Source organism: Paraburkholderia sp. 22098 (assembly GCF_052045935.1).
Taxonomy (GTDB): Bacteria; Pseudomonadota; Gammaproteobacteria; order Burkholderiales; family Burkholderiaceae; genus Paraburkholderia; species Paraburkholderia caledonica.
Genome location: NZ_JBQEPV010000007.1, coordinates 105,086 through 125,866 on the forward strand (window position 1 = coordinate 105,086; position 20,781 = coordinate 125,866).

At 59.9% G+C, this 20,781-nt stretch carries 22 protein-coding genes; 10 read left to right on the plus strand and 12 right to left on the minus strand.

All coding sequences use genetic code 11. The annotated features are described in order from the left end of the window. Nucleotides 1–69: 69 nt before the first annotated feature. The 4 genes from ACTJLB_RS16400 to ACTJLB_RS16415 all read left to right on the plus strand — a co-directional run bounded on the left by ACTJLB_RS16400 (nt 70) and on the right by ACTJLB_RS16415 (nt 3,023). Nucleotides 70–609 (plus strand): sigma-70 family RNA polymerase sigma factor, encoded by a 540-nt coding sequence (locus ACTJLB_RS16400; protein WP_131316279.1) that lies wholly within the window; start codon nt 70–72, stop codon nt 607–609. Next, entirely contained in the window at nt 606–1,397 is a 792-nt protein-coding gene (locus ACTJLB_RS16405; protein ID WP_408198707.1) for an anti-sigma factor family protein, read from the plus strand. The genes ACTJLB_RS16400 and ACTJLB_RS16405 overlap by 4 nt, the downstream gene beginning before the upstream one ends. A gap of 300 nt (nt 1,398–1,697) precedes the next feature. Next, nucleotides 1,698–2,645 (plus strand): metallophosphoesterase family protein, encoded by a 948-nt coding sequence (locus ACTJLB_RS16410; protein ID WP_020066831.1) that lies wholly within the window; start codon nt 1,698–1,700, stop codon nt 2,643–2,645. Nucleotides 2,646–2,729: 84 nt separating this feature from the next. Further along, nucleotides 2,730–3,023 (plus strand): cupredoxin domain-containing protein, encoded by a 294-nt coding sequence (locus ACTJLB_RS16415; protein ID WP_227471206.1) that lies wholly within the window; start codon nt 2,730–2,732, stop codon nt 3,021–3,023. A gap of 42 nt (nt 3,024–3,065) precedes the next feature. On the opposite strand, the gene ACTJLB_RS16420 is transcribed toward ACTJLB_RS16415, so the two are convergent. Beyond that, nucleotides 3,066–3,572 (minus strand): N-acetyltransferase family protein, encoded by a 507-nt coding sequence (locus ACTJLB_RS16420; protein ID WP_440783867.1) that lies wholly within the window; start codon nt 3,570–3,572, stop codon nt 3,066–3,068. An 81-nt stretch (nt 3,573–3,653) separates the two neighbouring features. Next, on the minus strand, nt 3,654–4,664 hold the full coding sequence (locus ACTJLB_RS16425) for a LysR substrate-binding domain-containing protein (RefSeq protein ID WP_087752028.1): 1,011 nt from the start codon (nt 4,662–4,664) through the stop codon (nt 3,654–3,656). Between the two features lie 135 nt (nt 4,665–4,799). Here ACTJLB_RS16425 and ACTJLB_RS16430 point away from each other — a divergent pair, with 135 nt between their 5' ends. Together ACTJLB_RS16430 and ACTJLB_RS16435 are read left to right on the plus strand one after the other, a co-directional pair. Next, the gene (locus tag ACTJLB_RS16430) at nt 4,800–6,014 is read left to right on the plus strand and encodes an MFS transporter (protein ID WP_440783868.1); all 1,215 of its coding nucleotides are present in this window, start codon (nt 4,800–4,802) and stop codon (nt 6,012–6,014) included. Nucleotides 6,015–6,110: 96 nt separating this feature from the next. After that, nucleotides 6,111–6,872 (plus strand): SDR family oxidoreductase, encoded by a 762-nt coding sequence (locus ACTJLB_RS16435; RefSeq protein ID WP_440783869.1) that lies wholly within the window; start codon nt 6,111–6,113, stop codon nt 6,870–6,872. A gap of 114 nt (nt 6,873–6,986) precedes the next feature. Here the strand turns inward: ACTJLB_RS16435 and ACTJLB_RS16440 are convergent, their stop codons facing one another. Both ACTJLB_RS16440 and ACTJLB_RS16445 read right to left on the minus strand, forming a co-directional pair. Then, a complete protein-coding gene (locus tag ACTJLB_RS16440; protein ID WP_020066825.1) occupies nt 6,987–7,676 on the minus strand; it encodes a type 1 glutamine amidotransferase domain-containing protein in 690 nt (229 codons plus the stop codon). A 106-nt stretch (nt 7,677–7,782) separates the two neighbouring features. Continuing rightward, the gene (locus ACTJLB_RS16445; protein ID WP_087752024.1) at nt 7,783–8,391 is read right to left on the minus strand and encodes a TetR/AcrR family transcriptional regulator; all 609 of its coding nucleotides are present in this window, start codon (nt 8,389–8,391) and stop codon (nt 7,783–7,785) included. A gap of 239 nt (nt 8,392–8,630) precedes the next feature. Between ACTJLB_RS16445 and ACTJLB_RS16450 the strand changes: the two genes are divergently transcribed. Further along, on the plus strand, nt 8,631–10,391 hold the full coding sequence (locus ACTJLB_RS16450) for an MOSC and FAD-binding oxidoreductase domain-containing protein (protein WP_310066196.1): 1,761 nt from the start codon (nt 8,631–8,633) through the stop codon (nt 10,389–10,391). A gap of 44 nt (nt 10,392–10,435) precedes the next feature. Here the strand turns inward: ACTJLB_RS16450 and ACTJLB_RS16455 are convergent, their stop codons facing one another. Together ACTJLB_RS16455 and ACTJLB_RS16460 are read right to left on the minus strand one after the other, a co-directional pair. Continuing rightward, nucleotides 10,436–10,774 (minus strand): DUF4148 domain-containing protein, encoded by a 339-nt coding sequence (locus ACTJLB_RS16455; RefSeq protein WP_440784012.1) that lies wholly within the window; start codon nt 10,772–10,774, stop codon nt 10,436–10,438. A gap of 106 nt (nt 10,775–10,880) precedes the next feature. Further along, a complete protein-coding gene (locus ACTJLB_RS16460) occupies nt 10,881–11,390 on the minus strand; it encodes a DoxX family protein (protein ID WP_440783870.1) in 510 nt (169 codons plus the stop codon). A 306-nt stretch (nt 11,391–11,696) separates the two neighbouring features. Here ACTJLB_RS16460 and ACTJLB_RS16465 point away from each other — a divergent pair, with 306 nt between their 5' ends. The 3 genes from ACTJLB_RS16465 to ACTJLB_RS16475 all read left to right on the plus strand — a co-directional run bounded on the left by ACTJLB_RS16465 (nt 11,697) and on the right by ACTJLB_RS16475 (nt 13,954). Next, nucleotides 11,697–12,272 carry a sigma-70 family RNA polymerase sigma factor gene (locus ACTJLB_RS16465; RefSeq protein WP_088174089.1) on the plus strand — a complete coding sequence of 192 codons (576 nt, stop codon included), beginning with the start codon at nt 11,697–11,699 and terminating at the stop codon, nt 12,270–12,272. 5 nt (nt 12,273–12,277) lie between these two features. After that, nucleotides 12,278–12,922, plus strand: coding sequence for a DUF1109 domain-containing protein (locus ACTJLB_RS16470; RefSeq protein ID WP_440783871.1), 645 nt, complete (start codon nt 12,278–12,280; stop codon nt 12,920–12,922). Between the two features lie 159 nt (nt 12,923–13,081). Further along, on the plus strand, nt 13,082–13,954 hold the full coding sequence (locus ACTJLB_RS16475; protein WP_088174091.1) for an alpha/beta fold hydrolase: 873 nt from the start codon (nt 13,082–13,084) through the stop codon (nt 13,952–13,954). 117 nt (nt 13,955–14,071) lie between these two features. Here the strand turns inward: ACTJLB_RS16475 and ACTJLB_RS16480 are convergent, their stop codons facing one another. The 6 genes from ACTJLB_RS16480 to ACTJLB_RS16505 form a co-directional block, all read right to left on the minus strand. Next, nucleotides 14,072–14,656 (minus strand): CGNR zinc finger domain-containing protein, encoded by a 585-nt coding sequence (locus ACTJLB_RS16480; RefSeq protein ID WP_440783872.1) that lies wholly within the window; start codon nt 14,654–14,656, stop codon nt 14,072–14,074. A gap of 115 nt (nt 14,657–14,771) precedes the next feature. Beyond that, the gene (locus ACTJLB_RS16485) at nt 14,772–15,986 is read right to left on the minus strand and encodes an MFS transporter (RefSeq protein ID WP_440783873.1); all 1,215 of its coding nucleotides are present in this window, start codon (nt 15,984–15,986) and stop codon (nt 14,772–14,774) included. A 150-nt stretch (nt 15,987–16,136) separates the two neighbouring features. Further along, nucleotides 16,137–16,715, minus strand: a complete 579-nt coding sequence (locus ACTJLB_RS16490) for a hypothetical protein (protein ID WP_440783874.1) — start codon at nt 16,713–16,715, stop codon at nt 16,137–16,139. A gap of 23 nt (nt 16,716–16,738) precedes the next feature. Beyond that, a complete protein-coding gene (locus ACTJLB_RS16495) occupies nt 16,739–17,314 on the minus strand; it encodes a hypothetical protein (protein ID WP_440783875.1) in 576 nt (191 codons plus the stop codon). A gap of 376 nt (nt 17,315–17,690) precedes the next feature. Next, nucleotides 17,691–19,067: a sigma-54-dependent transcriptional regulator gene (locus ACTJLB_RS16500; protein WP_440783876.1), complete on the minus strand. Its 1,377-nt coding sequence runs from the start codon at nt 19,065–19,067 to the stop codon at nt 17,691–17,693. Continuing rightward, on the minus strand, nt 19,049–20,587 hold the full coding sequence (locus tag ACTJLB_RS16505) for a sensor histidine kinase (RefSeq protein ID WP_440784013.1): 1,539 nt from the start codon (nt 20,585–20,587) through the stop codon (nt 19,049–19,051). Before ACTJLB_RS16505 ends, ACTJLB_RS16500 begins: the two co-directional genes overlap by 19 nt. Between the last annotated feature and the right edge of the window lie 194 nt (nt 20,588–20,781).

A 20,781-nucleotide genomic window follows, 5' to 3' on the forward strand; every position in this document is an offset into this window, starting at 1 on the left:
TAAAAATGACACGCCGGCAGTCTGCTGTTGGTCGGTCACACTTTGCCGTTACAGCAGGGATTCCGAGAGATGGCCGATCCGATTACCGTGCAGCGCTTCGAGAAGCTCGTGTTAGTTCATATGAATTCGGCCTTCAACGTTGCGCGTTGGCTCACGCATAACGACCAGGATGCACAGGATGTGGTCCAGGAGGCGTACCTTCGCGCGTTCAGGTTCTTTGGCGGGTTCCGCGGGGATGACGCGCGCGCGTGGCTATTGAGCATCGTGCGGAACACGTTCTACACGTGGTATCTCCAGAACCGGAGTCACACGGCGGACACCACGATGTTCGAGGAAGAAATGCATAGCCTCGAAACCGGCGCGACTGACCGTGACGATGGCCCGGAAACTGTGCTGATCCGCAGTCAAAGCCGGAAACGGGTGCACAAGGCATTGCAGAGTTTGAGTCTGGAGTACCGCGAAGTGATCGTGCTGCGCGAACTGGAAGATCTGTCGTACAAGGAAATTGCGGCCATCGTGGGCATTCCGATGGGCACTGTGATGTCTCGCCTCGGGCGCGGGCGCCGGCAACTCGCATTACTGCTCGCACCGACGGATGAGGAGGCATGATGGATCACGAACAGGCGTTGCAATTACTGCCGGGCTATATCGACGAGGAACTGAGCCTGTCGGAGGCGCTTGATTTCGAACGCCACCTCGCGACCTGCGAGGAATGTCGACAGATTTACGACCAGGATCGTCAGGTCAATGCGCAACTCCGGCAGGCCGATTTGCGCATGGATGCACCGCCGGAGCTGGTGAAACGGATCAAAGCTGCGCTGCCTGGGCGGCCTACGCTCTGGCAACGGCTGCATGAGCGGTTCGGCGGGCCGTCCGCGGGCCGGTCGCTGGGTTGGTCGCCGGTTGGCGCGATGGCGTTGAGCGTTGTCGCGCTGGTGGCAGGCGCGAGTCTGTTCATTGCGGCGCCCTCCGGCGAGACGCGCCTGACGGAGGAACTCGTCGACAGTCATGTTCGCTCATTGCAGGTCAACCACCTTTCCGACGTGATCTCAACGGACCGGCATACGGTCAAGCCGTGGTTCGACGGGAAGCTCGATTTTGCGCCGCCAGTAGTCGACCTCGCGCAGCAGGGATATCCGCTGATCGGTGGCCGGCTCGACTATCTGAATGGCCGCTCCGTTGCGGTGATGGTGTACCGCTACAAGTTGCACCCAGTGAATCTTTACGTGTGGCCAGGTAACGATGCCGGCGCACCGCCGCCGCGCATCTACGAGGAGAAGGGTTATCACGTCGCCCACTGGAGCATCGGGGGAATGAATTACTGGGCGATCACCGACGCTGGTCAAGCGGAACTGAACGGTTTTGTAACGACTCTGCTTGCGCATCCCGCTTCGTAGTCGCAGCGCGGCACGCGCAATGTAAGTGCAGCGGTGCGATCGCAACCCGGCCATTGCGTTGTTACGCCGGTCGTCGTGAACATTCTGGAGCGCGCGGCGTCAACGTGTTTGAATTAATTCGGCATGCTAAGCAGTGTGGCGTACATTCGGCCTCTGCTATGCAATGACATGCTGAACCGTGGCGTCCAAATGCAATGCAGCGACCACCATGGAATAAATCGGATTCCACTGCGGTCTACTCACTGAACGCAGCCGGCTGGTCCAGCCGCCTGCCTCATCAATATCCATTGTGAGGTGAATATGTCGTCAGATCATCCATCCGATCCGTCGCGCCGGGGCGTACTCAAATGTCTCGCATTCGGTGGCGTGGGCACCGTGTTCGTATTAACCGGCGGTGTTCTGTCGCCGGTGGATTTGGCCCTTGCGGCCACACCCAAAGACGCTTCAGCAGGTTCGGGAGGCGTCCCGCTTTTCCTGCAGATCAGCGACTCTCATATCGGCTTCAAGAAGGAAGCGAATCCCGACGTCGCGGGCACGCTCAAGCAAACGATCGACTTTGTCAACGCGATGCCTGTTAAACCGGCGCTGACGATTCATACCGGTGACATCACGCATCTTTCGAAGCCCGAGGAGTTCGACCTCGCAGCGCAACTGATGTCGGGCCTCAGCATCACCGAACTGCACACCGTGCCAGGCGAGCATGATGTTACCGACGGACCCGGCGCAGAGTACTTCAAACGTTTCGGTCAAGCGTCGGATAACAAGGGTTACTACAGCTTCGACCACAGTGGCGTGCATTTCGTCGGTCTCGTCAACGTCATGCACTTCAAGGCTAATGGTTTGGGAAATCTGGGCGATGAACAACTTGAGTGGCTGGAGAAAGATCTCAAGGGCCGCTCTTCCAGCACGCCGATCGTTGTCTTCGCGCACATGCCGATGTGGACGATCTACGAACCGTGGGGTTGGGGTACTGGCGACGCAGGACAGGCCATGAGTTATCTGAAGCGCTTCGGCTCGGTAACCGTGCTAAACGGCCATATCCATCAGATCGTATCGAAGGTGGAAGGCAACGTGACTTTCCATACCGCTCGCTCGACAGCCTACCCGCAGCCGACGGCTGGAAACGGGCCGGGTCCCGGGCCGCTTACGGTGTCCAGTGCGGAACTCCCGCGGATGCTGGGCGTAACGAGCGTCAAGATCATGAGGCATCCTGCGAGAGCTACGCTCGCCGATACGACGCTCGTCTGACTGAAGACCATGCCTATCAACGAGGACCTCATCATGCAAACGACTACTTTTCGCTACGCCTTTGTTATCGGTGTTGGAGTGGCGATGCTCATCGCAATGTGCGTTATGTCCGCCGTCGTGCTAGCTCAGCAGCCCAACGCTGTGGTCATCAAAGATTTTATGTTCTCGCCGATGTCGCTAACGGTCAAAGCCGGGGCGACCGTGACCTGGAAAAACCTTGATAGCGAACCGCACGTGGTCGTCAACGATGCGGGTCTTTTCCGCTCGGCCGCGCTTGATCAGAACGACACTTATCAGTTCAAGTTCGATAAGCCCGGAGTCTATAAGATCTTCTGCAGCATACATCCGAATATGAAGGAGACGATCACTGTGCAGTGAAGCAGTTCGGCTAGAAGGGCGGGCGCTGAAATACCACTGAGTTCATCCGCCAAAATGAAGTGACATGTGTAGCTCGTCGTACATGTGTCCGTCGACCATCAAGGAGTTGTGTTCCCGCCCGAACTGCTCGAAGCCGAGCGACGTATAAAGGCGAATTGCCGCCGGGTCGTTTGCGTTCACGGTCAGGTTCACCTGTGTGATGTCTAGGATAGACCGCGCGAACGTAAGCACCTCGGCGACGAGCTTGTTGCTCACGCCTAAGCCCCTCATGTCGGGCGCGACATACACGCCCCACACAAAAGCCTTGTGGGTGAGTTTTCGCCGGTTCTCGCGTCCAAGTCCAGCTATTCCTATTAGACGCGAGCCTTCAAAAGCACCGAATACTCCGCGGCCGTTGCGCGTCGCCAGCTGAGCTTCGATGACTTCAGCGGAGCGGTCTACTTCCTCTTCGTAGCTCGACGCGAAAGACGTGGGTGCTTCTCTGAGTCCGCAGAGACGGAGCGAGTGAAACGAAGGGGCGTCTTGTGTGCCAAGTAGGCGTACGAGCATTTTGGCGGATCCTTTTGTCGCTGCTTCTGTCGCAGATTGATCGATTGACGATGATGTCACGTGCAGCAACCATCGCCACAACTAACGCCGCAACGGCTCCGCGCGAGGCTTGCCCCGACGAGTCTTTCGCGCACGTTCTTTAGTACCCGGCTCTGCCGGATTCTGCGCGGCCGCCGTCACGATCCACTTCTTGAACGCAACGACCGCGTCATCGTTCGCGCGGTCCTTGTTCACGACCAATGTGTAATCGGGTCCGCGCCCTGCCGGCTCTGCGATGGGGCACACGAGACGCCCTGTTGCGATCTCTCGCTCGATGAGCGGCAGCGACGCCAACGTTACTCCCAGGCCTTCAGCGGCTGCGCCCAGTTGGAGAAAGACATGGTCGAAGTCGAGATGGCGCGCACTCTGCAAGCCTGGTGCGCCAGCGTCCCGTAACCAGTCGGACCAGGCTGTGCGAGTGCTTGTAGAGTGAAGGAGCGTGTGATTTCGCAGATCGGCGACCGTCCTGATCGGATGGGTTTTCAGCACCGCTGGACTGCAGGCGGGCAGACGCAAATCGGGCATCAGCGTTGTTGACGTGAGGCCTGCTGCGTCCTCGGGCCCTGAGCGCACACCGACGTCGAAGGCGTCGCCGACATAGCGCAACTTGCGTGAGGTCGTCGACAGACGAACTTCAATGTCCGGGTAATGCGCCTGAAAATCTGCCAGCCGCGGTATGAGCCAGCACAAAGCGAAGCTCGCCAGCGTATTCACGCGTACAACACCCGCTATGCGACGCGTAGTGGATTTGTGGCGCAAGCGGGTGACCGAACTGCTCAGCCGCGCAAATGCACCTTCGACATCGTTCAGGAGAGCCGCGCCCTGGTCGGTAGGAACGACGCCGCGAGATCGGCGCTCAAAGAGCGGAACGCCGAACCAGTCTTCCAGCAACCGGATCTGTTTTCCGACTGCCCAATGCGTGACGTGCAGGTCGTTCGCGGCGGCGGCGAAACTCCCAAGGCGCGCGACCGCCTCGAAGTGCCGCAACGCATTCAATGGCGGCAACATCTCCGCTTCTCTCTCGCGTTTCTCTGTGCGTTTCTCAGTGCCCATGTGGTGACTTTTTCTCCCGTCTACCCCAATCTTACGTCAGTTGTGGCCCGTTCTGCGCGAACCTAGACTAGGGTCTTCTGTAACGAAACGCGCCGGCTGTCGCGATGGCCCGCGGTTGCGCCATTTCATTGGACTATGGGACTTTTCTCTTTCTCCTCCCCGACGACAGACGTGACTGACGGACCCGGTCAGTCGAGTTCCGTTTCACGCGCTCGCGTATTGTGGCTGTCATGCACGGCGCACGCGCTGCACGACGGTTACACCGACATGATCTACGCGTTGCTGCCGGTTTGGCAGACGGAGTTCGGACTCAGTTACGGCGCCCTGGCAATTTTGCGCGGCGTCTACGCGGGTACGATGGCGACGCTGCAATTGCCCGCTGGACGCCTCGCGCGCAAATTCGGCACACGCGCGACGCTTGCGGTCGGCACGCTTCTCGCCGCGCTGGGCTATGCCGCTGCGGGCATATCTGGAACTCTGCTCGGCTTATGTGTCGCGCTCGCCATCTCCGGCGGCGGCTCGAGCACGCAGCATCCGCTGGCTTCGGGAGCGGTCTCGCGCGTATATGGACGCAACGCCCGAGGGCCGCTCAGTATCTACAATTTTTCGGGCGACCTCGGAAAATCCGCGCTGCCAGCCGCTATCTCGCTTCTCATTACCATCATGCCGTGGCGCCATGCGCTTTGGGCCGTGTCGATCGTCGGCGTTTTAGTCGCGGCAGTGATTGCACTTTTTCTCCCATCGATACCGCGTGGCGATTCGTCCATGGAGAAAGCATCGAGGCAGCACAGCAACGATTCGCGATCCGGCTTCTCGCTGCTCTTCACGATCGGCGTGCTCGACACAGCCGTGCGGATGGGCTTGTTGACCTTCCTGCCCTTTCTCCTGAAAACGAAAGGCATCTCGCAATCCATGACGGGTACAGCACTCGCGCTCGTCTTCATCGGTGGCGCCGCGGGCAAGTTCGTTTGTGGCTGGCTCGGCGCTCGCGTGGGCGTGATCGGCACCGTCTTCGCTACCGAAGGCGGTACGGCCGCGTTGATCCTTGCAGTGATTTACCTTCCCTTGACGCCTGCTATGGTTTTGTTGCCGCTACTTGGCGCGATGCTCAACGGGACGTCGTCTGTTCTTTACGGCACGGTGCCCGAGTTGACTTCGGTCGATCGCACCGAGCGGGCGTTTGCGCTTTTCTATACCGGCACCATCGCGTCGGGAGCGCTCTCTCCGGTCGTGTATGGATTTCTCGGCGATCAAATCGGTGTGCACGGTGCCACTATTGCGACTGCCGCCACGGCGCTGACGATTTTGCCGTTGGCGCTTGCACTTCGGCCGCATCTGCGCACCACGTGAGTTCGTTCGCGACGCACGCTGGCTCTTACTCAATCGCTCGCGTCGGTTCTATTTCGGCCCAAACCAATATCTCGACATCGTATGGAGGTTCGCTCGATGAACACTGTTTCGCAGGCTCCGCTAATTCTGATAACGGGCGGAGGCCGTGGCGTAGGTGCGGCGACTGCGCGGCTAGCTGCCGTACAAGGATACGATGTAGCGATCAGTTTCGTTTCCGATGAACCGGCCGCCCGTGCCGTGGCGGCCGATGTAGAAGCTGTCGGTCGCCGGGCTTTAGCAGTGCGTGCAGATAGCGCCGATCCTGAGCAGGTCGCCCAGCTATTCGCCGCGATTGACCGGAAGTTCGGCCGGATCGATGTACTGGTGAACAACGCCGCGATAATTGCGCAGCAGTCCGCACTGGAAAATCTCGAATTCGCGCGGATGCAGCGCATCTTCGCCGTCAACGCGATAGGCCCGATCCTTTGTGCGCAACAGGCGGTGAAGCGCATGTCGCATCGTTACAAAGGGCGCGGCGGTGTCGTGATCAACGTTTCGTCGGCATCGGCCAGGCTTGGCAGTCCGAACGAATATGTCGACTACGCTGCATCGAAGGGTGCCGTCGAGACATTCACTACCGGATTCGCCAAGGAAGTCGCGCGGGACGGGATACGCGTCAACTGTATTCGCCCCGGGCACATCTACACTGACATGCATGCTAGCGGCGGCGAGCCTGGACGAGTCGATCGTGTCAAAGACTCGATTCCGATGGGAAGAGGCGGCCAGCCCGAGGAAGTTGCGCGGGCAATCCTATGGCTCGCAAGCGGAGAGGCATCTTTCATCACGGGCACCTTCCTCGATGTCACTGGCGGCAAGTGACATCGGGGTGTCGCCCGCGATACCCGTGCTCGCGCGCCTGCGACAAGCTGCATAAGCTGCCACAAGCGGGCCATACGGCAGCCATGACAGCCTGCGCTGGCGAGCCCTTGTTTGTCACTGCGCGCGAAGTGCCGGGTGCTTCATCAAAGTTGCGGCTGCGGACGACGACGAAGCAGGGTTCTGACCGGTAATCAGCAGGCCGTCGGTGACGACGTACGGCGCCCAGTCGTCGGACTTCGAATAAATGCCGCCCCGCGCCTTCAGTTCGTCTTCCACGAGGAACGGCACGATCTCGGTCAGCCCCACCGCGGCTTCCTCGGAATTCGTGAAGCCCGTGACCTGCTTGCCCTCGACCAGCGGCTTGCCGTCCGGCGTGGTGACATGGCGCAGCACACCCGGAGCGTGGCAGACAAGCGCAACGGGCTTGCCGGCCGCGATGAACGACTGGATCAATTCGATGGAATGCCGGTCCTCCGCGAGATCCCACAGTGGCCCGTGACCGCCGGGATAGAAGACCGTGTCGAACTGCGCCTGCGAAACACTGTCGAGGCGAACCGTGGCCGCAAGCTGCGCCTTTGCGGCTTCATCGGCCTCGAAACGACGGGTCGCATCGGTCTGATTGGCCGGCTCGTTGCTCTTTGGATCGAGCGGCGGCTGGCCGCCTTTCGGCGACGCAAGCACGATCTCCGCGCCGGCGTCCTTGAATGCGTAGTAGGGCGCTGCCAGTTCTTCGAGCCAGAATCCCGTCTTGCGGCCTGTGTTGCCCAATTGATCGTGCGAGGTCAGAACCATCAGTACTTTCATGTTATTGCTCCTTCAAGTGGGACGGTTAGTCTGCTGTCTAGTAGACCAGTCGTCTAGTAAAAAGCGGTGAGAAAAGGTACTTCATAAAGTGCCGCGTATCTGCTTTCTAGCCGGAAACGGGGTGAAGCATCAACCGGGTGCTCGCCATGGCAGTCTCGAACGGCTGCAGATTGCGCACGATCTTGACCATCACGCTCGCGCCCAGCCACAGCTGATAGAGACTTTGCGCTACGCTTGACGGGTCTTCGCTGACCGAGAGGGAGCCTTCCTCCACGCCGGCCTGAATAGCGCGCGCCAACCTTTCGACGATGCCCGACATGCCGCGTTTGAGCGTGGCGCGCATGGCCTCGGACATATCTGCAACCTCCGCGCCGAGCTTCACGGCGAGACACTTGCCCTGACAGTCGGAGAATGACTGAGTCTCCTGCCAGATCTGCCAGTAATTCATCAGGCGCTGCGCCATCGTCAAACCGGGCTCGCCCAGCGTATGGTCCATGTCAGCCAGGTATTCGTCGAAGTAGCTTTCGAGCAGTGCCACGCCAAACGCGTCTTTCGAACCGAAGTAGTGATAAAACGAGCCCTTCGGCACGCCCGCGGCGGACAGGATCTCGTTCAGCCCCACGGCTGAAAAGCCTTTCGCGCCGATGATTCGCTGACCGACGGCGATGATGTTGTCGCGGGTGTCAGCCGACTCGGTGATGTTTGCGGTAGCCATGTGCGGACTATATAGGCTAGTAGACCAGTCGTCTACAACTTTTTGCGTCGATGGAAATTGCGTGCAGCCCGCGTCCCGACCGGGAAGGATGTCCTCTCGCCCGTAGCGCGAAACGCCATAAAACGGTCGTTGCGCCGGCTCTATGTGCCACCTACTATTCAGTCTCAATGTCTTGGACGAAGCCGGACAGCGATCGCGGCGCGGCCCAGTCGCGAACTCGCCCAACTGCGGAGCAAATAATGGCTCGACTGCTATCGGTGAATGTTGGACTTCCGCGAGACATCGAATGGAAAGGCCGTACTGTTTACACCGGCATCTGGAAGAGTCCCGTGCAAGGTCGTTGCTGGGCGGCACGGCTGAATCTGGCGGGCGACGGTCAAGGTGACCTGGCCGGGCACGGTGGTGAGCAGCGCGCCGTCTTCGTCTATCAGACCGATTCGTACCGTCACTGGCAGCAGGAGTTGAACAGGTCCGACTTCGTGCACGGACAGTTTGGCGAGAACTTCACGGTCGAAGGACTGCCCGACGCGCTCGTGTGCGTTGGCGACAGATATCGAATCGGCAACGCGCTGTTCGAGGTGACGCAACCGCGCGTCACCTGCTATCGCGTTGGCATCCGAATGAACGAGCCGCGCATGCCGGCGTTGCTCACATCGAGTGGAAGACCTGGGTTCTATTTGCGCGTCGTGCAAGAGGGCGAGGTGGGCGCGGGCGATGAAATAGTGAAAGTCGGCGAGGCAGAAGAGCAAATGACCGTCGCGCAGATCAATGCGCTGCTCTATTCGCCGGATCACCCGCTGGACCTGCTCGAACGCGCGTTGCGAATCAAAGCGCTGTCGCCGGGCTGGCGTTCCTCGTTCGAGGCATTACTTCAAAGCCGCACGACCGGCGCGGCGAGTGGGAATGCCGGGCTGGCGCCCGCGGCGGCGCGCCACGCGGTTCAGCCCGGATTCCGGCCGCTCACGGTGGCCGCGATCGAAGAGGAATCCGCAGACGTTGTGTCGTTCACGCTGAAAAGTGCGGACGGTCAACTGCAACCGGCCTTGCCTGGCCAGTATCTCGTGTTGCGTCTTCAACCGACCGCGGACGGCCCGCCGCTATTTCGCAGCTACTCTCTCTCGGGCCCGCTGTCCGCAGAAAGCTACCGGATAAGCGTGAAAATCGAGCCCAACGGCTTGGCTGGTGCCTGGTTGCGCCAGCATGTGCGGGCAGGCGACACGCTCGATGTCAGTTCGCCTCGTGGAAGCTTCGTCCTGCAGCCTGGAGACGGCCCGATAGTACTGCTCAGCGCAGGAATCGGCGCAACGCCTGTTCTGGCTATGCTGCACGCGCTGTCGTCGCAACAGTCGACGCGGCAGGTCTTGTGGCTGCATACCGCGCGTGATCGACAGCATCATCCATTTGCCGTGGAAGCGCGGCGCCTTATGCTCTCGCTCGCGCATGGACGCAGCTACGTTTCGTATAGCGCGGCAGGACCGAATGACCGGCTCGGCGAAGATTTCGACGCGACCGGGCGACTGTCGCAACAAATCCTCAGCGAGGTTGGCGTTTTTCGCGACGCAGATGTCTATTTGTGCGGACCGGCGCCTTTCATGGCCGACATGAAGAAAGCGCTGGCCGCGTTGGAGATTGCACCGGAGCGGATTCATGCCGAGACTTTCAACGGCGGAGAGTCGTTGAATCCTGGTATCGTCGATTCGCAGAAACGAACGCCGCATCGCCCCATAAACGAGGCCAGCACCGGTCCGCTGGTCTCGTTCGCGCGCAGTGGCATTGCTGCGCGCTGGAACGGCTCGACTTATCAAAGCATTCTGGAGTTAGCCGAGGCATGCGATGTGCCCGTTAGATGGTCGTGCCGCACTGGCGTCTGTCACAACTGCGAGAGCGGACTGGTCTCCGGTTCCATCAGCTACGATCCCGATCCGCTCGACCCACCGGCACGCGGGAACGTGTTGATTTGCTGCTGCAAACCGCAGGACGACGTGGTGATCGACATTTGAATGCCCGAGTGCGGTTGATGTGTTTGCAGTCACTAACGCTGCTGCTAACTGCCGAAATACGGGTTGCAGAATCCGGGCGGCCCGACGCATTCATCGCTGGATCTGCCCTTGTCCATTGGCGCTTCGCTCTTATGACCCGCGTCGCTCGCACTCGAAGGCGCGGGACCTTTTCCGCTATGCAGTATCTTCATCTGTTCGACTTGATGCTGATAGATTGGACTCACGTCGGGGTACGACGCATCGGTGACGAAGTTCAAGCCATTGTTTTGCGCGTCAATGAGTTCTCGGCGCACCTCGGCGCGGGTTTTCTCCTGCGCCGATGCATGGCCGATTGAAAAGAATGAAGCGGCGGTGAATGCGAAGGCAAGACAAAGATGTTTGATATTCACTTGGTACTCCTATGCGGAATAAGTTGAAACGGGAAGCGTGCGAATAGCTTTCGGCGAGCACGGACGCCCGCTCAGCTTCCCGGCTTTGCTCGAGCGTCGATCACGTTGTGGTATCGACGCGAGCCTTCGGCCACGGAAGCAGGTTGTCGATGGAGAGCGGACCCGCGCCCCGAAACACCAGCGCAGCGAGGCACGCAAGATAGAGCAGGTCGGTCTCATACCCGGGCGGGCCGAATTGTGGACCAGCGGACGTGACCGTCATCAGCTTGATCGATGTAAAACCGAATGGCAGGTGTACGGTGAAGATTGCGACGAGCAGCACTGCCACCATCGGTATGGTGACGAGAGGCACGAATGCACCGACCAGAATCGCAAAGCCGCCTAACAGTTCGATTGCAATCGTGGCCCATGCCATGAAATGCGGAGCCGGCACATTGAGCGCGTGAAGGATCGCCGCGAAGTTTTCTGGATGTTTGGCAATCTTTGCGTAGCCATGCGCAATGAAGCCGTAGCCCGCGATTAAACGCAGCGGTAGCTGGGACCAGCGCGCGAGACGCGCGGCAAGCCACGTAGGGCTGATAACCCCGGATATCAAACGGATGATGGACATGCTCAAAGCCCTTTTCTCGGAACGGTAAGAAGTAGTCGTGCCGGCTTCCCGTGAAGCGAGGCAAGTTGCGACTGCTATCCGGTAAGTCGCGAGAAACGGAGGTGTGGTTACAGCGTTCCGGCAATTCGTGGGTTATCAATGACGCCGGCTCGCGAGTCGCTGCCAGCGCGTCAGGGCGTACAGATATTTTTTGAGGATGCTGTAACTATCGGGCGCCTTCCGCCGACCTAACACTTATGAGGTGTGGCGGACGCAGCATCGCCCGCACGAATTTCTAATTGAGCAAGGGACGATGGATAAGTGTCTGTGATCGCGCCCGATGAAACGACCCATCGCGCGGCTGCGAATGGAGTGGAAGAACGATTGAAAGCTTTGCTACACCGGGCGATCGACGGCGATGCGACGGCGTATGCGTCGTTTCTGCGAATACTCTCCGGTTATCTGCGCGGCATGCTGAGACGACGCTTACGCGCCTACGAAGACGACGTCGAAGACGTGCTTCAGGAAGTGTTATTCGCGCTGCACAACGGGCTGCACACCTATCGGAACCAGGTGCCGTTGACCGCATGGGCGTCCGCCATTGTTCGCCATAAGGTAGCGGATTTTTTGCGGGCCCGCGCCCATCGCGAGGCGCTGCACGATCCGATTGTCGACGATGCAGAACTGTTCGCAGTGTCCGAAACCGAATCGCTCGATGCGCGGCGCGACATCGGCAGCCTGCTCGAACGGCTGCCCGAGCGTCAGCGTGCGCCTATCGAGCACGTCCGGCTACATGGCATGTCAGTAGCAGAAACAGCGAAGTTGACGGGGCTTTCGGAAGCCGCAGTCAAGGTCGGCATTCATCGTGGCATCAAGGCGCTGTCGCGCCTGATTCGAGGATAGGCAACATGAACACAGATCAGGTCATTTCACTTCTCGCGGCGGGCCTCGTGCCGCAAAGCCGGCGCGCCGTGCTCAACCGCTTCTGCATTGCATTGACTATCGGCGTGCTGGCGGCGTTCGCAGCGGTCGTCGTCAGCCGCGGGGTGCGGCCTGACCTTGCCGCGCTTTTCACCAGGCCCTTGTTCTGGGGCAAGCTCGCGTTTCCGCTGTTGACCGCAGCCGCCGCCATTCTTGTCGCCGCGCGGCTGTCGATTCCCGGTTTGTCGCCGGGACGCGCGTGGTTTTTACTCGCCTTGCCATATGCGGCGGTGTGGGCGGCAGCGATTGCCGTGCTGGCGGCGGCTCCTGCTGCGGACCGCGAGGCGCTCCTATTCGGCCATACATGGAGACAGTGTCCTCTTCTGATCGCGTTGTTGTCGGTGCCTTGCTACCTTGCATTGTCGTGGGCGATGCGGGGGCTCGCGCCTACGCGCCTGCGGTTGACCGGTGCAGCCACTGGTCTCCTGTCCGGAGCGCTTGCCACGCTCGCTTATGTGCTTCGCTGTCCCGAGATGAGTGTGCCGTTCTGGGCGGCCTGGTATTCGATCGGGATGGCGATTCCGGCCCTCGCCGGTTATCTCCTCGCGCGCGTGTCGCTTCGCTGGAGTTGAGCGTGTAGGGCCGCCCCGCCGGATTGTCCAGGGCAACGATCCACACACAGATCGAGTAACCGTTAAAAACAACTTTGAAAAGTTACCAAAGACGTCTACGATAGAGGCCACAACTCGCAGCGTAGTCGGCTCGATCCTGCGTCTCTACTGGAGGTCTTCATGTCTAACGGCAACAACATTCCATCGGTATCGATCAAGCGTGTCGAGGCGGATGGCATCGATATGTTCTATCGGGAAGCAGGCGAGAAAGACGCACCGGTGGTCCTACTTCTCCACGGTTTTCCTTCGTCGTCCCACATGTATCGCGATCTGATTCCACGACTCGCCGACCGCTATAGGGTCATCGCGCCAGACTTACCTGGCTTCGGCTTTACGAACGTTCCTGCCTCGCGTCATTACAAATACACGTTCGATGCTCTGGCGGAGACAGTGGCGGCCTTTGTCGACAAACTCGAACTTACGAGCTACGCGATTTACGTGTTCGACTATGGCGCGCCGACAGGTTTTCGTCTCGCAGTGAAGTACCCGGACCGCGTGCGTGCACTCATTTCGCAAAACGGCAACGCGTACGAAGAGGGTTTGGGCGACGCATGGGCGCCGATCAGAAAGTATTGGGCCGAACCTTCGGCGGCCAACCGGCAAGTGGTGCACGACGCAGTGTTGAACTACGAAGGAACCAGGTTTCAGTATGTGCACGGCGTATCGAATCCGGACTCGATCGCTCCTGAGTCCTACACACTCGATGCAGCGCTGCTGGAGCGTCCAGGCCAGAAAGATATCCAGCTGGATCTTTTCCTGGACTATGCGTCGAATGTGAAGATGTACCCGACTTTCCAGAAGTTCTTCCGCGACGCAAAACCGCCTACGCTGGTTATCTGGGGCAAGCACGATCCGTTCTTTATTCCGCCTGGCGCTCAGGCGTTTCGCCGCGATATCCCGCAAGCAACGGTGACGATGCTCGATACCGGGCACTTCGCACTTGAAACGCACGCGCAAGAGATTGCGTCGGCGATCAGGGAGTTGCTTGGCTAACTTGCTTGATTCGCGGTGCGTCGTCATCGCTTCGACTGAGCGCAGTCGAAGCGAACGAGCGGCAGCCTTTTGCTGTGAAGGCCAAGGCAGGCGGAATGTACTTGCTCGCGGAGCGCTTTACTCAAGCTCCGCATTGTCTTTCTGACGCTGGCGAAATTGCGCCACTTTGTGACGGTTCCCGCAAAGGGCCATGCTGCACCACCTTCTACGATGTGCTTTGGTCCTGTCGTAGAACCATAGTACGCAATCGTCTGCCTCGCACTTGCGAACCAGATCGAAGTCGCCCGTCGCGATCAGCTCCGCAGCAGCTCGGGCTACGGGTGCCAAAAGCTGTTCGGGTGTGTCCATATCAAAGTGATCTTTGACTTCCAACTCGCCGTTGCTTGCCCGCGCCAGTTGCACGGTGTATCTGCCGTGCATTAGAAACGAGTTGATCGCACCGATATCAATGTTCTTGCCAAGTTTGCGCTGGGTAAGCAGTTTCCGGATCATTTCTCTCAACGCCCGCGCTCTCTCCGCCAGGACGTCACGCGGAAAGGCGCGCGGGCCACGCTCACCGAGATAACCCATTCTCTGCAGCCAGGCTATCACGTCTTTATTGGTCGACAGGTACTCCACCGGCCCGTCATCACCTTGCGCGAGAGTGTTGAGAAAATCCAGCGCAGGGTTGTCGGCGAGTATCACGAATTCTTGTGCGGGCATCAGGCGTTCTCCGGTAACCTGATCCAAATTGTAACCTTTGAAATTGCGTATAACAAGTTATGACGGGTTTGTGCAAAACCACAATTGCCAGAAAAAGCACTTACTCTCTGTGCGATCAGTTGCGAGCGGAGATCAATTCTGACGGCCGCGCGTCTGGAGCAGCTTCGGCATCGTCGGCGGGTCGTGTCTCTGGCATGAACACCGCAAAAAAGACGAGCGCAAACACGCTGATTGCAGCCAGAGTGAGAAACCCCGAGGCGAAGCCGAACTTCTCGACGACATAGCCCCCGGTCACATTGCTGAGTGCCGCCCCTATTCCGACCGCAAGCGCCATCAGACCCTGAGCAAGATTGAACCGACCCGTTCCGCGCATCACGTCGGACGCGATAACCACGCCGATCACACCGAAGATACCCGCAGCAATCCCGTCGAGTAACTGGATCAGAACCACCGCATACGGGCTGCTGGTCATAGAAAAGAGCACACCCCGCACCGGCAGCACAGCCAATGCAACGAGGAAGATGCTCTTGCGTCCAATTCCCCTGCGTAGCGCGCGACCCACACCCGCCGCGACCGCGACCATGACGAGTTGCGCCGCGATTACGCACGCGCTCAGTGCGATGACGTCCATTCCCGGATGCACTTTAGCGATGACCTGGCCCGCAAGCGGCAGCATGGCCGCGTTGCCGAAGTGAAAGAGCATCACGGAGACAATGAACACCTTCAGGTCACGCTTCTTCCATAGCGCAGAGAAGCTGAGCGGGTTGTGGCGCGTGGTTTCATTTGAAGTGCTGTCGGCACCGCGTGCAAGCTCATGGTCAATTTCTTTCGGGTTGATCAGCAGGACCACGAGGGCACTCGCTATTGCAAACGCGCATACTAGGTAGAACAGCCATTTAACGCCGACATACTGTCCAAGCCCGCCCGCCAGAATTGCAGCCGTGAAGTTCCCTGCGTGGTTGAACCCTTCGTTTCGGCTGATCCGTGCGGGCATCAGACGGTGACCGACCACGCCAAGGCTCAGCGCGGCAAGACAGGGAGGAATGATTGCGGACGCTGCGCCAAGCGTGATCTGCGCGGCGAGCACGGTGGGCAGCTTCGGAAAGAACGCGATCAGAATACATCCGGCTGCCACCAGCAAACCCGATATTGCGATCAGCAGCCGCTTCACGCGAACTGCGTCGACAATCAGGCCGGCGGGGATCTGGCAGATTGCCGCTGCAATGCCGCTCGCGGCCATGACGAGGCCGATGTTCCCCGAGCTCCAATGCTGGGTGCCCTTCAGATACACCGACAGGAAGGGTCCCAGACCGTCGCGAACATCGGCCATCAGGAAATTGAGCGCATCGAGACCCCGCAGGCTTCGGGACGATGGACGCGCAGTTGCTTCGCACTCCACTGATTGCTGTGCACGATCCGCGTTCACCATTTCCTCCCGTTACGGTGCGGTTCGAATTCGCTTGCCGCCATGAGTTCGCGATCAGTCCGCGTTCATCGAAGCGTCATCGTCATCGTCATCGTCATCGACGAGTTCCGCGATGTGCTCGACTTCGACGGTCTTTCCGTACCGGTTCTTCACTGCGTGACCCCACACCTGTATGTGCGCGCCGGGGGCGAGGTAACTGGACAGTTCGTCTGCGGCGTGCGGAGCCATCCGCAGGGAAGTGCCGTCGCTCAGCAACGCGCCGCGCAGTTCTCCTTTCGGTCCATAAAGCGAGAGCTTTACTTCGCCACTTAACTCGATGGGGCGCGTGTTCGCATGTGGCTTCTCGTGCTTTTTGCCATGACCGTGCGGGCCTTCGTCGACAATCTCAACGCCTGTTGCCGACGTCAATTGAACAGCAGCGACGATATCGGCGGCGCGCGGCTTGACTCCGCGCACGCGAACCTTGTCGCCCACGCTGATGTGTTTGACGATCTGACCGGACAGATGCGGCGGGAAATGCACCTGTCTGCCGTTACCGAGAATGAGGCCGTCCAGTTCTCCATGTGAATTCAGCAGAAACTGGCTGACGGTACCGCGGGTTTCCTGCAGGCAAGTTGGGTCGATCCAATGCATGGTGTAGCTCCAGTAAAGATTAATTAGTTGCGCGTGTCGCTATACAACTGCGTGACGTTGCCGGGCGCGCCGAAGGCGGTAGCCTGCAATGCTTCGCCGTATTGATTGCGCGTTCCGTAGCCGCTCGCGGCAACCACCACATCCGGTCGCATCAGATTCGCAAACTGTTGCGCCACGGGCGGCGGCATCCTGATGATGGTGCCGTTGGCGAGCATCACGCCGTCGGGCTCTCCGTGGGGCGCCGTCATGACCCGCGCAACAGGACCCTTGACGCTGAGCTTCACGAGACCCGCGCCGCGTAGTGCGGGCGGCATTGGCGTTGCGCCGATCGGCGGCGGCTGATCGACGATCTGCTGCGACGTCCGTTCATTTGTGATCTGCTGCGCTGAGACGTCGCCCGCGCCGTTGGACACGCCGGCAATCCGAACCGGATCCCCTTGATGAACGACGCTCACCAGTTGCGAGCCCATATGCGGCGGGAAGCGGACCAGCGAGCCGTCATGCAGAACGAAGCCATCGACATCGCCCTCGGGATTAATCACAAAGCGGCTTACCGTACCGCTCGCGGCTCGTACCTGTTGCTGATCTGTCGGAAGCACGGGTGCACGTGCCGGTGGAGGAGGGGCGTCAGGTGCTGCGATTGCCGGCGCAGGCATGCCCGCGACCGGTGGTGATGGAGGCGCGCCCGGGCCTTCGGCGGCCCGCGTTTGAGCAGCGCAAGCAATGGTGACGGCACCGAGCGAGAGTGCTACGGCCCGCGCAAGCTTCGCGATGGAGTGCGTGTGACTTGCGGGCGTAGCATGCAGGCAAGGTTGGATGGATTGGTTGACAGCCATGATGTTCTCCGATGAACGACACGGAGACTTTTGCAAAGGCTATGCCATGCAGCGCATCCCTTTAGAAAGGGGTTTCGCGCCCGATGCAGCAGGATATCTGTCCATGATCCAGACACTTGGTGTCGGCTTGCTTGACACCTCACTCGATCTTGAGCGCGGCCAGCTTTGCATAGAGCGTCTGGCGGCTGATTCCGAGGCGCCGGGCTGCGTCCGCGCGGTTATTGCTCGCAAGCGTCAACGCGTGGGAGATCAACGCGCGCTCGAGTGTTTCCACTGCGTCGGGAAGCGTCATCTCGAGCAAGCCTGTACCCACTAGTGGCTCGCCAAGGTCCGGCTTGCCATTGAGAAAGCCGAGATCCTCCGCCGTGATCATCGCTCCCGGCGCGAGTGCGCCGGCGCGTTCCACTGCATTTCTCAATTCGCGCACATTGCCTGGCCATGCGTAACCCACGAGCAGATGCTGCGCCGGCAGCGACAAACGCAGTTCGCGTGACCTCGCTTTCGCGACATCAGCAAGGAAGTGTTCGGCTAGCGGAAGGATGTCCGCCAGCCGCTCGCGTAACGGAGGTAATGCGATCGGAATGATGTTCAGCCGGTAAAGCAGGTCTTCCCTGAATTCCCCCGCCTCGACCATGGTATGCAAGTTTCTGTGCGTAGCGGCAACCAGCCTGATGTCGACGGGAATCACGCGGTTAGAACCGAGCGGGGTGATCTGCCGCTCCTGGATTACCCGTAACAGTTTGGCTTGCATGGGCAATGGCATGTCGCCGATTTCATCGAGCAACAAGGTTCCGCCGTCAGCCGCTGCGAAGCAGCCGGGCCGGTCCGCGGTTGCGCCCGTGAACGCACCTTTGACGTGACCGAACAATTCGCTTTCGAGGAGCTCCGCGGGAATCGCCGCGCAATTCACTGCGACGAACGGCTTGCCGCTGCGCCTCGACGCGTCATGAAGCACGCGCGCGGCGACTTCCTTTCCGGTTCCTGTTTCGCCGGTAAACAGGACGGTTGCTTCGGACGATGCCGCGCGTCCGATCTGTTTCTGCACCTCGCGCAACGTCTCGCTCACTCCGAGTAGCCGAGGCTTCGCGCCCGCCGACTCTGCGCTGAACGGATGCGATGTGTTCGCGGCGGCCTCACTCGTGCCCGTGGAGGCGATGATGCGCGCGAGTAGTGCCTGGATTGCCTGTCTACCGACCGGCTTGGTCAAGTGGTCGAACGCTCCCAGCGTCATTGCCCCAATCGTGTTATCGCTCGATGCGAAACCCGTGAGCATCACCACCGGCAACGCCTGTCCCTTTGCCGTTTTTCGAAGAGCGTCCAGCACTGCCAGGCCGTCCATGCCAGGCAGGCGGAAGTCCAGGAACATGCAGGTGAATGGCGCGCCCGTGCTCTCGAGCATTTCCAGCGCCTGTTCGCCGGAGCGTGCCTCGTCCACGCTATGACCGAGGTCAACCAGCGTTTCGACGAGGCCTTCGCGAAAGCCGTTGTCGTCGTCGACTACGAGTATGTGTGCCATGGAACCTCAATGACGAAACACGCGCCGCTCTCCGTATCGGCTACGTACGCGCGGCCGCCATGCGCCGTAGCCACCTCTCTCGCCACTGCGAGCCCGAGTCCCGAGCCGTCGGGCCGACCCGTGACGAATGGTTCGAAAATGCGTTCGCGGTCGGCTAACGCCACTCCCGGGCCATTATCGACGACAGCAATTCGCATCAGGCTCGTGTGACCGGTTTCGACGCGATTTGCGTTGACGGTGACGTTACCTTGCGTCGGCGCGTGCCGGATTGCATTCAGGATCAGATTATCGACTGCTCTTGCCATCTGCACGGGATCGAACTTCGCCGGCGCGGCGTCAGTACCCGGCCCCGACGGCGCAGGGAGGTCGGCATTGACGCTGAGCGTCACGCCCTTGATTCTTGCCTGCTCCTGATGTGTCGCGGCCGTCGATGTCACCCACTGTGCGGCGTCGACTGTCTTCACCGCGAGCGTGACTGGCTGCGTCAAAGCCAGCAGACTCGTTACCTGAGTTTCTATGCGCTCCACCTGGCCGAGAGCCGACGTCAGCGATTGACGCGGTGTGTCTCCTCCATGGGCCAGAGCGTTTTCCAGCTTCAGCCTGACGGCCCCAAGCGGATTACGAATTTCATGCGCGACCTGTGCGGCCAGTTTGCCGAGAGAGGCAAACCGCTCGGCTTGCGATAACTTCTCGTGCAAGGCGGAGGCCTGGGCTTGCGATTCCCTCAGGCGCGCAGCGAAGACGTTGACAGCATTGACGATTTTGTCGAGGTCGGGCTCGCCTGGAGACGGAAGCTCGGAACACGACGCTGCCGTCCCGGACGATAAAGACTGCTCGAGCTGCGACAGGTTTTTCCGCCACCGGCGCAAGCCCAAACCCAGAATAAGAGCGAGAAGCAGAATGGCCGTTAGAACGACGACCAGCGATAGCATCAGCATGTGCCCATATTGCCCGAGAGGAGCTTGTGCCCTGGTCAGGGTCCATGCATAGAGCGCGGGGCTACCGGACACGGGACACGCAGAGGCGACGGTTGCGCCTTCTCCTGCGGGAACGGAATCAGAAACGGTCGCACCTGCCGACGCGGCCCGGTGCAGCGCGCGAAGTATCAGCGGTGTTTCTGCTTGCGGAATATCGCGCTTAACGCCAGTGCCTTCATACGTTGGGAATGAATAGGCAAGAAAGCCGTTCGCCGTTCGGGACGTGTCTTCAGAGGCATGAGATGGCCCCGCGGCGTCGTTCTTCCAGAAGCCTCCTTCGATTTTCGGCGCCTGAATGAGGACGGTATCGAGTACCGCATGCATCAGGTCGGCATCGTAAGGATTGTTGGCGGCGAGGCGAGACAACGAGTAACGAGACGCCACATGCTCGCAAGCCGCGATGGATTGTTGACTCGCAGCGGAAATCTGCCGGCTCTGGTCCGTCTGGAAGAGCAGCCAGATTACGCCGGCGAGCAGTGTGCAGACCACGGCGATCAACGCCCAGAGAAGCACAAGCTGGTTGGCGAAAGAGATTCGTTTCATCGTGCGGTGCTCCGCTGCAGGAGGTTGAATCCAGCCCGCGATTCTAGACCGCGCGTTTTTTCCAGCGTTCAACACGCCGCTGAACCACTGCTGTGCCAAACCTCCGCCGGCAAGATATGCTTGCGGCTGGATCCGGGACTTCATTTTTTACCGCCTTTGCCGTAAACCCGGTCATCGGCTAGCCACGACACTCC